General features: G+C 39.7%; 12 protein-coding genes and 1 pseudogene. 11 read left to right on the top strand and 2 right to left on the bottom strand.

Features of this window, described 5'->3' with window-relative positions:
• The first annotated feature begins 68 nt into the window (after positions 1 to 68).
• The 3 genes from EZE20_RS16575 (at position 69) to EZE20_RS16565 (ending at position 4303) form a co-directional block, all read left to right on the top strand.
• On the top strand, positions 69 to 803 hold the full coding sequence (locus tag EZE20_RS16575; RefSeq protein WP_132119699.1) for a tyrosine-protein phosphatase: 735 nt from the start codon (positions 69 to 71) through the stop codon (positions 801 to 803).
• Between the two features lie 238 nt (positions 804 to 1041).
• Positions 1042 to 1860, top strand: coding sequence for a polysaccharide biosynthesis/export family protein (locus EZE20_RS16570; RefSeq protein ID WP_132119697.1), 819 nt, complete (start codon positions 1042 to 1044; stop codon positions 1858 to 1860).
• Between the two features lie 79 nt (positions 1861 to 1939).
• Positions 1940 to 4303 carry a GumC family protein gene (locus EZE20_RS16565; RefSeq protein ID WP_132119695.1) on the top strand — a complete coding sequence of 788 codons (2364 nt, stop codon included), beginning with the start codon at positions 1940 to 1942 and terminating at the stop codon, positions 4301 to 4303.
• 183 nt (positions 4304 to 4486) lie between these two features.
• On the opposite strand, the gene EZE20_RS16560 is transcribed toward EZE20_RS16565, so the two are convergent.
• Positions 4487 to 4702: a hypothetical protein gene (locus EZE20_RS16560; RefSeq protein WP_132119693.1), complete on the bottom strand. Its 216-nt coding sequence runs from the start codon at positions 4700 to 4702 to the stop codon at positions 4487 to 4489.
• Between the two features lie 384 nt (positions 4703 to 5086).
• Positions 5087 to 5245 carry a hypothetical protein gene (locus EZE20_RS24075; RefSeq protein ID WP_165933498.1) on the bottom strand — a complete coding sequence of 53 codons (159 nt, stop codon included), beginning with the start codon at positions 5243 to 5245 and terminating at the stop codon, positions 5087 to 5089.
• Positions 5246 to 5507: 262 nt separating this feature from the next.
• Here EZE20_RS24075 and EZE20_RS16555 point away from each other — a divergent pair, with 262 nt between their 5' ends.
• From EZE20_RS16555 to EZE20_RS16520, 8 genes and pseudogenes are all read left to right on the top strand, one after another.
• On the top strand, positions 5508 to 6512 hold the full coding sequence (locus tag EZE20_RS16555; RefSeq protein WP_132119691.1) for a mannose-1-phosphate guanylyltransferase: 1005 nt from the start codon (positions 5508 to 5510) through the stop codon (positions 6510 to 6512).
• A gap of 451 nt (positions 6513 to 6963) precedes the next feature.
• A pseudogene (gene gmd, locus EZE20_RS16550) lies at positions 6964 to 7655 on the top strand (GDP-mannose 4,6-dehydratase); the annotation flags it as partial.
• Positions 7656 to 8582: 927 nt separating this feature from the next.
• Positions 8583 to 10115, top strand: a complete 1533-nt coding sequence (locus EZE20_RS16545) for a Coenzyme F420 hydrogenase/dehydrogenase, beta subunit C-terminal domain (protein WP_199879912.1) — start codon at positions 8583 to 8585, stop codon at positions 10113 to 10115.
• Between the two features lie 103 nt (positions 10116 to 10218).
• Positions 10219 to 11787: a lipopolysaccharide biosynthesis protein gene (locus EZE20_RS16540; RefSeq protein WP_199879911.1), complete on the top strand. Its 1569-nt coding sequence runs from the start codon at positions 10219 to 10221 to the stop codon at positions 11785 to 11787.
• Between the two features lie 113 nt (positions 11788 to 11900).
• Complete coding sequence (locus EZE20_RS16535; protein ID WP_207104705.1) at positions 11901 to 13082, top strand: polysaccharide pyruvyl transferase family protein; 1182 nt, start codon at positions 11901 to 11903, stop codon at positions 13080 to 13082.
• A 65-nt stretch (positions 13083 to 13147) separates the two neighbouring features.
• Positions 13148 to 14257 (top strand): EpsG family protein, encoded by a 1110-nt coding sequence (locus tag EZE20_RS24650; protein WP_132119687.1) that lies wholly within the window; start codon positions 13148 to 13150, stop codon positions 14255 to 14257.
• Positions 14254 to 15360, top strand: a complete 1107-nt coding sequence (locus EZE20_RS16525) for a glycosyltransferase (RefSeq protein ID WP_132119685.1) — start codon at positions 14254 to 14256, stop codon at positions 15358 to 15360. Before EZE20_RS24650 ends, EZE20_RS16525 begins: the two co-directional genes overlap by 4 nt.
• 14 nt (positions 15361 to 15374) lie before the next feature.
• Entirely contained in the window at positions 15375 to 16541 is a 1167-nt protein-coding gene (locus tag EZE20_RS16520) for a glycosyltransferase family 4 protein (RefSeq protein ID WP_132119683.1), read from the top strand.
• Positions 16542 to 16668 lie beyond the last annotated feature (127 nt).

Here is a 16668-nt window from a genome sequence, read left to right as displayed (position 1 = left end):
GGCAAAAGTGCGGATAAAGAAACCTTTCCGCTCAAATCATTGCTATATTGCAGGCTTATTTTCAACATATGTTAAACTGGTTACGTAGATCTTCTTCCGTTGACGAGCTGGACCTGTCCTTTCTGGCAATGGACCTGCATTCGCATCTCATTCCGGGGATCGACGATGGTGTGCAGCAGGTGCAGGAAGCCGTAGACATGGTGCGGCGGATGGAGTCCTATGGGTTCAAACATGTCGTAACTACCCCCCACATCATCTGGGATTGCTACCGCAACACGCCCGACATCATCCGGGCCGGGTTGGCTACGGTGCAGGAGGCGTGCCGCGAGGCGGGCATCAAAACCACGATTGACGCGGCGGCCGAGTATTTTCTGGACGAACACTTTACGCAGCTGCTGCATTCCGGGGAACCTCTGCTGACCTTGCCCAAAAACCGTGTGCTCGTGGAACTGCCCTACACCACCCCCTTGCTGAACACCTCCGAAACCCTGTTTTCCATTCTCGAGCACGGCTACACGCCCGTATTGGCGCACCCCGAACGCTACACCTATTTCTATCACGAACCCGAGGTGTACCGGCGCTTAGCCGCGCAGGGCTGCGAGCTGCAACTCAATGCCCTCTCATTGACAGGCTATTACGGAGAGGATGTCGCGCGAATGGGTGAATGGCTTTTAAAAGAAAATCTTATTGTGTACCTTGGCACCGATGCTCACCGGATGCAACATCTGGATCTGCTCCGGAAGATTCGTAAGTCCAAATGGCTCACAACGTATCCCTTTCAAAATCACACACTACTTTCCTAGTCCCGGCTGCAGCGTGCACACACTAGTTTCCTATTCGCTGGTTTCTATGACTTATTAAAGCATTTATTTGAAAATACTTTGATTCATAGCGGCTACATTTTTTTTTCTTGCCTTTTGGTGAGAAATTCGGGGGAAATATCGTTCATGCCTGCACCTTACCTATCACACGCTACACATAAATGTTTGATTTTTAATTAGTTACCAGCAATTTATGTTTTTTTGTAAATCCCGTTTATCCATGTCCCTTTTCTACGTCTCCCTTTCCCGCAGTCTTGCGGTTTGTGCCGTCGTGCTTGCGGTGGCCTCTACCAGCTTTTTTTCCTGCGTTTCACCCAAAAACATCGTGTATTTTCAGGGAGATTCGCTGCGCTATTCCACCGATACCATCCGGCAGTCCTACACACCCACGATTCAGCCCAACGACCTGCTTTCCATTGTGGTGGGTAGCCTTAGCCCTGAGTCGGATGTGATTTTTAACGTGCCCAATCAGTACACCACGAGTGCCATGAACTATTCCGCTACGGGCGGAGGGAGCCGGCAGCAAAGTCTGGGATACCTTGTCGACAGTGACGGAAATATAGAAATGCCCCTTGTGGGTAAAATAAATATCAAGGACCTTAAAGCCCAAACGGCTTCTGATACCATCCGGCAGCGCCTGCTCACCTACCTGCGCGAACCTACCGTCACGATCCGCTCCCTGAATTTTAAGGTATCCGTGTTGGGAGAAGTAAACCGTCCGGCGGTGTACGTCATTCCAGATGAGAAAGTCACCCTGCCCGAGTTGCTGAGCCTTGCGGGAGATCTGACGATTTTCGGAAGACGTACTAATATTTTGCTTATCCGGGAAGAAAATGGCAAACGGGAGTACGTAAAACTCGACCTTACCTCCCGCGATATTTTTGATTCCCCCTACTACTACCTCCACAAAAATGATATGATTTATGTAGAACCAATTGAAGCTCGCATGACTTTTACTGACCAAAGGGTGCAGCTGATGCCGCTCTACGTTAGCATTATATCTGCGTTAAGTTTAGTAATTATCAATCTAACCCGTTAATTGAACCTACCATTTCCCCGCCGAATAGCCCTTTGCCTGTAAATGAAGAGCTATTTTTAAACATTATGAACCACAGACTATGACCACAAGAGAAGAATACATGGAGCTGGAAGAACAGGAGTTTAACCTGCAGGAATATCTGCGGCGCTACCTCCGCTATTGGTACCTTTTCCCGGTATTTATCGGGCTTACCCTCACGGCGGCCTACTTTTACCTGCAGATCACGCAGCCCGTGTACAGCACCAAGGCAACCCTTTTGATCAAGGATGAGAAAAAAGGTTTGGCGGGTGGGAGTGACGACATCCTGTCGGAACTCACGCAGTTCAGCGGCAACAAGCTCGTCGAAAACGAAATAGAAGTGTTGGCTTCACTCACGCTCATTGCGCAGGTGGTCGAAAACCTGGGGCTGGAAATTTCCTACGACGCCCCCGACGGCCTGCATACCATCGATCTCTACAAGGGCACGCCGATTGTGGTAACCCCCCAAATCCTGACGCCCTATGCCTACACCGAGCCGATGTACATCCACCTGGAAGATTCCCTGCACTTCCGGCTCAACGACGAAAAAACCCTGCGCACCTTCGGGCAGTCGCTGCGCAACGAGTGGGGGTTGTTTACCGTCACCAAAGCGGACAGCATTCCGGATTTGGGCTACTCCGACCTCCGGGTACACTTTCACGGATTGCCCGAAATGGCCGAAAATGTGCAGGAACGCCTGACCGTGCAGCAACCGAATGTTAAAAGTACGGTGCTGGAGCTATCTATGGACGACACGTCGCCGCAGCGGGGCCGCGACATTCTCAACTCCCTGCTCGACGTATACGTACAGAGTAACCTGAACGACAAAAACCGCGAGGCCTCCAATACGCTCAAATTTATTGAAGACCGTCTGAGCCTGCTGACGGGTGAACTCGGCGAGGTTGAAGGCGACGTGGCCTCCTACAAAAGCTCGCAGGGCCTGACCGACATCAGCTCCGAAGCGCAGATTTACCTGGAAAGCATTCAGGAAAATGACACCAAGCTCAACGAGGTAAACACGCAGCTGAACGTCCTCAACGACGTCAACAGTTTTCTGGACAATGCGAACAGCGCCGCCCCGCCCACCTACATGGTTACCGACCCCGTGTTGGTATCGCTGCTGACCCGCCTCACGGACCTGCAATTGCAGCAGGAGCGCTACGCCCGCACCACGCAGGCCAACAACCCCCTGCTCGAAACCGTCAACACGCAGATTGCCAACACCAAGCAGGCAATTCGGGAAAATACCCAAAACCTGCGCCGGGGATTGTCCGTCACCAAGCAAAACCTGGAATCCATCAACACCAAGTTTTCGGCGGGACTCCGCACGATGCCCCAAAAAGAACGGGAGTACGTAGGTATCAAGCGGCAGCAGACGATCAAGGAAAATCTGTACCTCTACCTGCTGCAAAAACGCGAAGAAACCGCCCTTGCCTACGCTTCTACCGTGACGGACAGCCGCCTTGTTGATGCGCCCAAAACGGCCGTAAAACCCGTAAAGCCCAAAAAAGCACTGATTGCCCTCGGGGCCGGAGCCGCCGGGCTCGTGATTCCGCTGCTGCTGATCAACCTGTTGTTTATGCTCAACAACACCGTGCAGCGCCGCGATGAAATTGAAACCGCCACCCGCGCTTCTGTAATGGGTGAAATCGGCCTGATGAAGTCGGCCAAGGCTAAGGAAGAAGACAGCATCATCCGGATGACGAGCCGCAGCGCCGTAGCCGAGCAGTTCCGCGCCCTGCGCACCAACCTGCAATATCTGGGCGACGGCACCTGCCGCACGCTGCTCTTTACTTCCTCCATCGGCGGAGAAGGCAAAAGCTTCGTGACCATCAACCTCGGGGCAAGTTTGGCCTACTCCGACAAGAAGGTGATCGTCGTGGGGCTTGACCTGCGAAAGCCCACCCTGCACCAACGCCTCGGCATTCCCAACGACCGCGGAGCCACCAACTATTTCATCGGACAGGGCAACCTGAACAACCTGATTCAAACCACTACGGTACACCCCAACCTCGACGTACTCGTGAGCGGTCCCGTGCCGCCCAACCCGTCGGAGTTGCTCAGCAACGGGCGTCTGCCGAAGCTGTTGGCGGAATTGCGGCAGAAGTACGATTACATTCTGATCGACGCGCCGCCCTTTGGCCTTGTGACCGATGCCGCCCTGATTGCCGAGCATGCCGATGCAACGCTCTACGTGGTGCGCTTCAACTATACCCTGCGCGACCACCTGCGCCGCATCGCGGAGTTGCAGCAAAACAAACGCTTCAACAACCTGAGTATCATCTTCAACGGCGTAAACTACGGCGCGGGCTACGGCTACGGCTACGGATACGGCGGCTATGGCTACGGCTACTACGCTGACGAAAAGGAAGGCCGCATGCGGGATGTCATGTACCGCATGAAGCGCATGGTCGGGAAGGCGTAGAGACGTACTATTTTGCGTCTGTTAATCGGTTAGGTCATTGCCTGAATAGATTGACAATCATTCAAAGCCGAAGCATCCTTTCGATGTTTCGGCTTTTTTGTCGGCCTTCGATGATGTCTGAGGTTTCATGCCGGGCATTCCATTCGGGGCATTCCATTTTTGGTCCGCACCTACGGCGCTTTTTTATTGATTGGGATTCGGGTTTTTACAAACGGTTTGGCCCCTACGGGGCATTCCATGCGGGGCAGCCCATGCCGGACATAAAATAGCCTCGTAGAGGCGCCCCGTTTGTAGTAACGTCGCCGCCATAATTCCAACCAGCTCCGTAGGAGCGGCCCATGCCGGGCATTCCATGCCGGGCGACCCGTTTACGGCATTTTGTTTGTTTTTGGTCCGCACCTACGGCGCTTTTTTATTGATTGGGATTCGGGTTTTTACAAACGGTTTGGCCCCTACGGGGCATTCCATGCGGGGCAGCCCATGCCGGACATAAAATAGCCTCATAGAGGCGCCCCGTTTGTAGCAACGTCACCGCCATAATTCCAACCAGCTCCGTAGGAGCGGCCCATGCGGGACGACCCGTTTACGGCATTTTGTTTTGTTTTCGGTCCGCACCTACGGCGCTTTTTTATTGATTGGGATTCGGGTTTTTACAAACGGTTTGGCCCCTACGGGGCATTCCATGCCGGGCGACCCGTTTACGGCATTTTGTTTGTTTTTGGTCCGCACCTACGGCGCTATGTTCATGATCGGAATGCGGGTTTACTACAAACGGTTTGGCCCCTACGGGGCATTCCATGCGGGGCAGCCCATGCCGGACATAAAATAGCCTCGTAGAGGCGGCCCGTTTGTAGCAAGGTCGCCGCCATGATTCCAACCAGCTCCGTAGGAGCGGCCCATGCGGGACATTCCATGCGGGACATTCCATGCCGGGCATTCCATGCGGGGACGAACGTAGGGACGAAAAAATTTTGCGTCCCTGCCCTAACACCTTTACAGGAAAAAACTGTATTTTTTATATAATTTAAAAAAAGGACTTGCATAAGTGACAAAAGGCTTTTACCTTAGATTCAGAATTTAAGATTTATTTACACACTAATAATTTAATAGTAGACACTAAGCTCCTAATTTTCAGGAGTTTAGTAAATATTGGTTGAGTCAATAAATTGTAAAATTTTAAGAAAACTCTGCTCAGCGTCCCCTTATGAAATTACCCTACCACGTCGTTCTCTCCGGAGGAGTAGGCAGTCGTTTGTGGCCTATTTCCCGCAAATCCCAACCCAAGCAATACCTGCGGCTGTTCGGCGGTAAATCGCTCTTTCAGCTGACCCTTGAACGCAATCAGGCGCTGTGTCAGCATACGCTTGTGGTGGGCAACAAAAACAACTTCTTGCTTTCCCGGGCCGATTTGGCCGAAGCCGGCATCGCCGACTACACCGAAATCATCGAGGCTACCCCCCGCAACACCGCCGCCGCCATCGCCTTTGCCGCCTTTGCCGTGCCCCCCGAAAGCGTGCTGCTCATTACCCCCTCAGACCATATCATCACCGATGCCCACGCTTACCAACGCGCCGTAGAAGAAGCGACGGAATTGGCGTATACTAAAAAAATGGTTACATTTGGACTTGTACCCAAGCGTCCCGAAACGGGCTACGGCTACATTGAGGCCGACGGACGCGAGGTGCGCTCTTTCCGCGAGAAACCCGATGCCGCTACGGCGCAGGCCTTTTGCGACAGCGGGCGCTTTCTCTGGAACAGCGGCATGTTCTGCTTTCGGGCCGATCAGTTTCTGACTGAACTCCACCGCTACGAACCGGAGATTTACGACCGTGCCCGCATTGCCTGGGACGCCCGAGACGGCGCTTTTTTGCCCGAAGCCGAAAGCCTGCGCATTCCCTCGCAAAGCGTCGACTACGCCGTCATGGAGCGCTGCACCAACATTAACGTCATCCCGGCGGAGTTGGGATGGTCGGATTTGGGCTCTTTTGAGGCGCTGTGGGAGTACTTTCTGGCAAACTCCCCCGAGGCCTCCTTTGTGCAAAACAACCTCGTATTGGGCAGCAAACGGCACGTGGAGTTTATCGGCCTGGAAAATGTGGTGCTCGTCGAAACGCCCGACGCCCTGCTCGTCATCGACAAAGCGCAGGCACAGCACGTGAAGCAACTCTACGAACGCCTCGAACGCGAACACCCCGAGTTAGTGGAGTGAAATGCTTTGTCGGGAGCGCCCGCCGCGGGAGCGCCCGCCGCACCGCTCAGCATGACAAGTGCCAAATGTCAGCCTGAGCAGAATGTCAGCCTGAGTAGAATGTCAGCCTGAGGGTAGTCGAAGGCCGTCGATTATGCTTCGACTCCGCTCAGCATGACAAGTGCCAAATGTCAGCCTGAGTAGAATGTCAGCCTGAGTAGAATGTCAGCCTGAGGGTAGTCGAAGGCCGTCAATTATGCTTCGACTCCGCTCAGCATGACAAGTGTCAAATGTCAGCCTGAGCGTTGCGGCGGGCGTACCCGTCGAAGGCCATCACCGCTCATCATAACGAACGATAAAAAACTATTGCTTCCTACATGAAAAGGGAATACTTTCACCATCTGAAAAGGGAGTAGGAAAATAGAGCACGAATAGACACAGGAAATTTTCTAATTCTCAAAAGATACAAGAAATGAAAACGGCATTAATAACCGGGGTAACCGGACAGGACGGGGCGTATTTGAGTGAACTGCTCCTGAGCAAGGGCTACACCGTACACGGCATCAAACGCCGCACCTCCCTCTTCAACACCGACCGCATCGACCACCTCTACGAGGACCCGCACGTGGCAAACCCCCGCTTTATTTTGCACTACGGCGACCTCACCGACTCCATGAACCTCACCCGGATCATTCAGGAGGTGCAGCCCGACGAAATCTATAACCTCGCCGCGATGAGCCACGTGAAGGTGAGCTTCGACGAGCCCGAATATACCGCAAATGCCGACGGCATCGGCACCTTACGTATCCTGGAAGCCGTGCGTTTGCTGGGCCTGACAAAGAAGACCCGCATCTATCAGGCCTCTACCTCCGAGCTCTACGGCCTCGTGCAGGCGGTGCCGCAGTCCGAAAGTACGCCCTTTTACCCCCGCTCGCCCTATGCCGTGGCGAAGCTCTACGCCTACTGGATCACCGTCAACTACCGCGAAGCCTACAATATGTACGCCTGCAACGGCATTCTGTTTAACCACGAGTCTCCGCTGCGGGGCGAAACCTTCGTGACGCGCAAGATACCCGCGCCGCCGCCAAAATCGTACTGGGCCTGCAGGACTGCCTCTACATGGGCAACATCGACTCCGAGCGCGATTGGGGACACGCCAATAATATGAAGTAAAATATAAATCTTAGTTTTGCCACAAAATACACCGAATGGCTTTGTAATTGAAACGTTTATTAAAACCTGAATGTGGTATTTTGTTAGCAAACCATTGAGTAGATAGGAGAAAATAACCATCAATGAACGGCAATAACCCAGAAGAAATTACCACCGTGGACCGTAGAATCAGTTGACAACAAATATTTGATGCATTTAACATGAGCTAGGATAAGATGACGGAGGGGGATCAACAATGTACAATCGATAATCATCCATAGCGACCCATTGAGGTAGATAACCGTTTTTATGATACTATAATTGGTCTACTTGTAAAAGAATTTATTTATTGTTAATGATTCTATTTGTAAATTATTCAGATTGTTATTTAGCTAATTAGAAAACTAAACGTCAAAAAATATATTAAGGGACGTGCATTAATCTAAAAAATAGGTATAATCGATAGGTATACAATTAATAAAATAATTTTTTAAGGAATCCTTGTTATTAAAACAACAAATTTAAAAGCTTTACTTTGATAGTATGGTAAATGTGAATTACAAACAAAATAAAAATCGATGTAAATTAAAATCTGTTATTGAAGATTAAAAAGTAAAAAAATAACATATAAAAATCAGGGATATTTACAGGATTACCAAAAACACTATAAAAGTATAGGATATATAAAGTAAGTAAATCATTAAAATAGATATTTATGATCAAATAATTATCGAGTTTTTAAATGATTATATGATTATAAATATTAATTAATGAAAGGCAACATACTTGAAAATGCAACTGCCTCAAAAATAAAGAGTCAAAAAAAATAAATACCGATCCGCTAAATTAAATTGTGACTTGCATTTCATTAAATTATTATTTGAAAAATACTGAGTTGATTAGCAAATGTCATTTTTTAATATTATTTAAACTATGTGTTTGAACAAATTAAACAACGCAAAAGGCATTGGAAAATTTTTGCTCAATTCAAGATATCAAATGAAAAGATGTAATATAAATACTATGGAAAGTAGAAATTTAAATATTGAAGATACTGTAATAAAAGGAGGATATTGTATAGGTTGCGGAGTCTGTGCAGTAATTAAGGATTCTCCGTACAATATTAAACTAGATGATCATTCAAAATTTGTAGCTGATAGAAACAATGTTTTTACAAATGAAATTGAAGAGAAATTAAACAAGATATGCCCCTTTTCAGAAGAAAGCAAAAATGAGGATCAAATTGGTGAAGTATTATATAAAAATAGTAAATCATTATATAGCGATAAATTAGGCCATTACATTAAATCATATGCGGGCTACGTTTTAAGTGATGGATATAGAGAACGAGGAAGTTCAGGCGGTGCTGGATCATGGATATTAAATGAATTATACGATAAAGGGTTAATTGATGGTGTTTTACATGTTAAAAACAGAATTCCAACCAAAGAAGATAAAAGATTATTTCACTATAGTATATCGAAAAGCAAAAAGGAAATTTTGAGCGGTGCAAAATCTAAATATTATCCCATTGAATTATCAGAAGTCTTAAGATTAGTAAAGGAGCATCCAGGCAAATATGCATTAATAGGATTACCATGTTTTATAAAAGCTGTTCGTTTATTAATGGAAGAGGAAGAAATTTATAAAAAAAGAATAGTATTTTGCATTGGGTTAGTGTGTGGACATCTTAAGAGCACTAGATTTGCGGAAATGCTAGCTTGGCAAAATGGTATCCATCCAAAAAATCTATTGTCTGTGGATTTTCGAACAAAATTGAAAGGGTATGGGGCAAATCAATATGGCATTACTGTATCAGGAATGATAAATGGAGTTAAAATAACAAAAGTAACACAACCTGTTGCAAAATTGTTTGGTACAAATTGGGGACATGGATTTTTTAAATACAAAGCTTGTGACTTTTGTGATGACGTAATGGCTGAAACAGCTGACATCACCATAGGAGACGCATGGTTACCACAATATATACATGAAAGCGAGGGGACAAACATTCTAATCATACGAAATCAAATTATTAATAATGTTGTTAATTTAGCCCGTAAAAATTTAAAGGTAAAGTTTGAAGAAATTACTGAAGAAGAGGTAATAAAATCACAAAATTCTGGAATTAGTCATAGGAGAGAAGGGTTGGCATATAGATTGATGAAGCAAGATGAATGTGGAAAATGGCGTCCCATAAAAAGAGTTAAGGCTAAAAATATCTTGACATTAAATGTAGAAAAAATTCAAAATTTGAGACAAATTTTAGCCGATGAAAGCCATTTACAATTTAGTAAAGCTCTCTTAGACAATAATTTTGAAGTTTTCGTCAAGGGAATGGTGCCTTATCTAAATGAATACAATAAAAGGTATAAAACTTCTATATTTAAGAGGATTGAAAATAAGTTAACATTTATTAAAAATAGACTAATAAGTAAAATAAGAAATTACAAATTTTTTAAACTTAAATGAGCCTGTCTATCAATTAAAATAGGATATAAAATGTATTACGTCAAATTGAATATAGAAATAATATAATTGATTTCAATAATTATTTGACTTATGAAAAAATGGAATGAAAGAAAATAGTAAGCTAATAGCTAAAAATACAATTCTATTATATTTCAGAATGATTGTTACTATGGCTGTAACTCTATATATGTCAAGAATTATCTTGAACATATTGGGAGTAGAAGACTTTGGTGTATACAGTGTAGTTGGAGGGATTGTTTTAGTTTTATCATTTTTAAATTCATCAATGTCATCTGCCACTCAAAGATTCTTATCATTTGAATTAGGCAAGAAAGATTATAAAAAGTTGCAAATAGTATTCAGTGTAGCCGTTAAAATTCATATTTTAATTGCAATGGTTATAATGATTTTGGCGGAAACAATTGGTTTGTGGTTTTTAAATTTTAAAATGGTTATTCCAATAGGAAGATTAGAGTCTGCTAATTGGGTTTATCAATTTTCTGTTCTAAGTTTTTTGATAAGTGTCATAAGTGTACCGTATAATGCATCAATAATTGCCCATGAACGAATGACAATCTTTGCATATATAAGTATACTAGAGGTGTTACTGAAATTAATCAGTGTATTTATATTAGATATATTTCAGTTTGATAAACTTAAATTGTATGCAATATTTATATTTTTAATTACAATAATTATTAGAGGTATTTATAAAGTTTATTGCAAACGCATGATACCAGCATGCACATACATAAATGTACAGGACAAACAACTTTTCAAAAAATTGTTGAATTATGCAAGCTGGAATCTTTGGGGCAACTTTGCAGGTGTGATGTTGGGACAAGGTATTAATATTCTTTTAAATTTATTTTTTGGTCCAAATGTAAATGCTGCCCGAGGAATCTCTTATCAAATAAGCGCTGCATTAAATCAACTTGTAGTAAATTTCCAGATGGCAGTAAATCCACAAATAATTAAATCGTATGCAGACGACAACAAATATTTTATGCATAAATTAATTCAAAAAAGTGCAAAATTATCATTCTTCTTGATTTTTTTACTTGCTGTTCCTACACTAATTTATACTGAATATATTCTTAATCTCTGGATACAAGTGGTACCTAGACATACCGTGATTTTTACTCGATTAGTCATAATTATTACAACTATTGATTGTATTTCTGGGCCTCTAATGACAGCAGCTCAAGCGTCTGGAAAGATAAAAAAATATCAATCAATTGTTGGCGGCTTACTTATATTAACGTTACCAATATCATATTTATTTCTTAAGTTAGGATATCCTCCTGAGATAACTATGTACATTAATATCGCAATTTCAATAATTACATTATTTGTAAGATTAGCAATTATCGCACCTTTGGTAAATCTATCTATTTTTAATTTCTTTAGAGAAGTTTTATGGCCAATTCTTAATGTAACACTTATTTTATTTGTTTTTTCGATCTATCAATTTAAATTATTTTCCATAAATACAACTCCTGAGTTGATATTTGGAGTGTTTATTAACTTTTTCTCAACTGCATTAGTGATCTTAATCTTTGGTTTAAGAAGCGATGAACGAAGAACAATAATCCATATTTTAAATAATTCCAAATTCTCTGTTTATGCAAAAAAAAAGTATCAAACCTCTATTTATAGATCCATGAAATAATAATATTGATTAGCAAAATATCTTATATCCTTAAACTGAGTATTTTTGGATATTCTCATACATACAAATATTTAGTGAAAGCTACTAATTTACTATTTTTAGAAAATATTAATATGAAAATTGGCATTTTAACATTTTGGAGATCAAATGATAATTATGGTCAAGTATTGCAATGTTATGCACTACAGAAGTATCTATCTGATAATGGATATGAACCTTTTTTAATAAGATATGATCATACAAATGCCCCAATAAGGAGGAATAAAAAAAAAGTATTTCTTAAAATTATCCTTATATATCCATTAATTAATAAAATATTTGATATAGTAAAGAATAGAAAAAATAAAAGTTTTAAAAAAGCAATAGAATTAAAAAATAGGCAAAGAAGGTTTGATGATTTCAAAAGTAAATATATAAACAAAACAGAAATTGTTTATAAATCATTAAACGAACTCCGAAGAAATCCTCCTCCTGCTGATTGTTATATTGTAGGAAGTGATCAAGTATGGGCAAAGCTACTAGACAATAATGAAAATGAGACATACTTTTTAAACTTTGGATCTGAAAAGACGTTAAGAGTCGCATATGCCGCAAGTTTTGCAATGAAAAGTTACCCTACATCATTGGAAGATCCTTTAAAGAAGCAGCTAGGAAGATTTGACCATATTTCGGTTCGTGAGAGCAATGGAGTTGATATTTGTAGAAAGGTAGGTTTTGATGCCATAGAAGCCGTAGATCCTACTGTTTTGCTAACAAATAAAAGTTATTGTAATCTAATATCTAAGACTTCGCTAGTTCCTGGACCTTATATGTTTGTATATCATCTTAATGTTGCTACAAGCGCAGAAATGTACTGGGATGAGTTTTTGGAATTGAACAAATTAAGTAATATGGGAATAGTTGCGGCTGCTTCAAGTGGTTATATACCCGGTAGAGAGATACTAGGACAAGCTAAGTATATTTATCCTTCAATTGAAGAATGGCTATCTCTTATTTACCATTCTGAGTATGTTGTTACTACATCATTTCATGGAGTAGTGTTCTGTATATTGATGAACAAGAATTTTGTTTTTATTCCTTTGAAGGGTAAACATTCAACGGGAAATGTACGTGTAGAAAATTTTCTAAATAAGATTGGATTAGATTTTAAAATAGCTTGGGTAAATGAGAATGCAGAAAAATGTTTAAAGATGCAAATTGACTGGGTGGAAGTAAACAAAAAAGTTGGATATTTAAGAAAACAATCTATAAATTATTTAAAGAATTGTTTGTATTTTAAAAATAAGAATGATTAATACAATTATGAATTTGAAATAATTTTATAGTTTATATCCTTAATAATTCTGCATTAATAATTAATATGATATTATATCTATTGGTCTTTTTATTTTCTACTTTATGTACTTATTTAGCCTTCAAAACCAAGGACAAAGTAAGCGCTTCAATTTTATTGGTATTTGCATTCTTAGCACCCGTAGTTCTTGCAGGATGTAGAAATGATTCAGTAGGAACCGATGTGCTGTTGTATGGTACTAAGACATTCTATAATGCTACCCAAAGTAATACGTTTTTACAATACTACACTAATCAATTATACTCCTTCAGTAATGAAATAGAAGTTTTGTATCTTCTATTAAACTTTGTTGTAACAAGATTTACAAATGATTTCAATATTTATTTGTTCATTGTACATTTTATTTTAATGACTTTGGTCTATTTAACTGCTTATGATTATAGAGATAGCTTCCCACCTCATTTATTTATTCTAATTTTTTTCTTACTATACTTTAATGAATCATTATGTTTTTTAAGGCAAGCATTTTCTGTTGTTTTATTTCTATATTCTTATAAATACGTACTAACAAATAAGCCTTTCAAATATTATATTTTCGTTCTATTGGCTATTGGATTTCATAATTCAGCTCTATTACTTGTTGTTATTTATCCACTTCAATTACTAATAAATTCTCAGGAAAAACATATTTTTAGATTACAGATTATTGTAATTTTAGTTTCTATTGTTCTTTATAATTTTTATGCATATTTAGTAGTTTTCATGACATCATCAGGTATTTTAAGTGTAAAGTACAATGCTTATATTATGCAAGATTTCAAAACTCACAAAACTGATGTAATATTTTGCATACTAATTTATTTCCTATTGTTTCTAAAGAGGAGTAAGATTTTTGCAATTGATAATTCAGTAAATATCCTACGAATATATTTACCTATTTGTTTATTATTTATACTTATGGGTAGTTTTACTGACGTAGCGACAAGGGTTGCAGATTACTTGTATATGGTTATTATAATTGTAACTTGTATTTTCATTAAACATTTAAAATTTAGTCACATATTAATTTATTCGTTTATAATTGTTTTCTTGTTAATAAACTATATTTACCTTAGTTTACAATATAATCATGCTGGCACGATACCATATACATCATCTTTATTAAACATAAAATGAAACGTATAAAAGTTTTGCATATTGTAACTGGAATCAATGGTGGTGGAGTCGGAAAACTATTATTGGATTATACAAAAGGTATAGATAATAACCTATTTCAAATTGATTTTATGCCGATAGAAAACAATATTGATAAACAATTTTTACATGATGATTTAATTAAATTAGGTTGCGAAATAGTATACATGCCGAAAAATTATCTTTTTAGATTTTTATTTATTTTTAAATTTTTGTGGAACAATAAATACGATATTGTCCATTCCCATATTGAATTGCCTTCTTGTATTTATCTGTTCATTTCCAAACTTTGTGGTGTAAAGATCAGGATTGCGCATGCTCACATGGCCTTCCTTCTGTATGATAATTTTGTACATAAAATCATGCGGATAGTTCTTAACTTGGTTTGTACAGATCGTTGGGGTTGTAGTCAAGATGCTTTGTTGTGTTTGTTTGGGAATAAGTTCGCACATTATGGATTCGTATTAAAAAATGCAATTAACTATGAAGAATTTATATTTCAGAGCAATGTTCGTGAAAAGATGAGACGTAAACTAAATGTTTCTAGTAATTTTGTCGTTGGTTCTGTTGCACGTTTTACCTATCAAAAATTTCCTGAGTTTTTAATCTATACTTTTGCAGATATTGTTAAATTACAACCTGATGCTATCCTAATTTTAGTTGGCAGTGGAGAACTGGAACAAAAGATTAAAGAATTGGTTTCAGAGTTAGGGCTCGATAAATATGTTTTATTCTTAGGATTAAGAAAAGATATCTCTAACCTTATGCAAGCTTTTGATGTTTTTGTGATGCCAAGTCGTTATGAAGGTCTCGGAATTGTTTTGGTAGAGGCACAAGCAAGTTCCTTACCCTCATTCACATCAAATAAAGTTCCCAAAGAAGTACTTTTCTCTGACTTTATCTACTCTTTACCCTTAGAGATTGGGTGTTCTAAATGGGCTGAATTTATACTTGAGAAGTATCCTTGTCACTCACGTTATAATGCTTCAGATTGGATTATTAAAAACGGTTATGATTTACCCTCTATTGTAAATTCAATGTCTTATAGATATAGTTCGAATTTGAAAATAATATATAAACATTAGAGCTAGTTATTCTTATGAAGATATTGATTGTTGCCACCTTATATTATCCCTATATTGTTGGAGGTGCAGAAATTTCAACTCAAATTTTAGCTGAAAGTTTATCTGATATGGGCCATGATGTGGTTGTTTTAACCACTTTAGATAAATATAAAGAAGATGTAATTATTAATGATGTAACAATTAAATACCTAGAAAATAACAATATTTATTGGAAATATCCTGAACGTAATAAGTATGTTTTAAAAAAAATTGTTTGGCATTTCATCGATATTTATAATATTAGTTACAAAAAGATTCTTACCAATTTGATTAGTGAACTCAACCCAGATATAATTCATACCCATAATCTTTGTGGAATATCAACCATAATCTGGGATGTCGCATCTACCCTAAAATTGAAAATTGTTCACACCCTTAGAGACTATTATTTGTTATGTCCACAACAATCTATGATGTTAGAAGATAAACCATGCATTGATCAATGTTCTATTTGTTTTGTATTCTCAATTCCAAAAAAACTTCTATCTTCAAATGTTAATGCTGTAGTAGGAATCAGTAATTTTATATTGAATGAACATTGCAAGCGAGGATACTTTATTAATGCTATGATAAAGACTACTTTACCAAATCCTGTTTCAGATGATTTTTATGAACGCAAAGTTAATAACTATAATACTGTTGGATATCTTGGTAGAATTAGCAAAGAAAAGGGAATTGAACTACTTATTGAATCTTTCAATCTGGCTAAAAATGAAAAAAGTATTTTATTAATTGCTGGTTCTGGTGATGATAAATATATTCAGCAATTGAGAAGTACCTTTGAAAGTTCATCCATATTTTTTTTGGGTAAAGTTGAATCTTCAAAATTTCTTAAAAGTATTGATCTTCTTGTTGTACCTTCTTTATGGAACGAACCATTTGGTAGAGTTGTAATTGAAGCATATTCTATGTCATGCCCTGTTTTTGTTTCAAATAATGGTGGTCTTGTTGAACTTATTGTAGATGGAATTAGTAAAAGCTTTTCTACTAACGATTCCAATGATCTTTGCTGTTTGTTAAATGATTTTTTTAATTGTGGATTTTCAATCAAGAATGAAAACTTTTTGAGTACTTTTAATAGATATTCTAAAAAATCAATTGCTAGTGCCTATTTAGATATTTATTCTAATATCCTTATATAGTTTCAATAAATATTTGGACTATATTTGAATAAATTTTTTTTGTTATATTTATTTATCATATTAAATTTATTTTCCAGCCATTTCTAATGTTATTTTTCTATAATACATTTAGTACTTTTTTTACGAA

It is taken from the genome of Arundinibacter roseus, assembly GCF_004348825.1.
Taxonomy (GTDB): Bacteria; Bacteroidota; Bacteroidia; order Cytophagales; family Spirosomataceae; genus Arundinibacter; species Arundinibacter roseus.
This window is presented reverse-complemented; position numbering and strand designations above follow the sequence as displayed.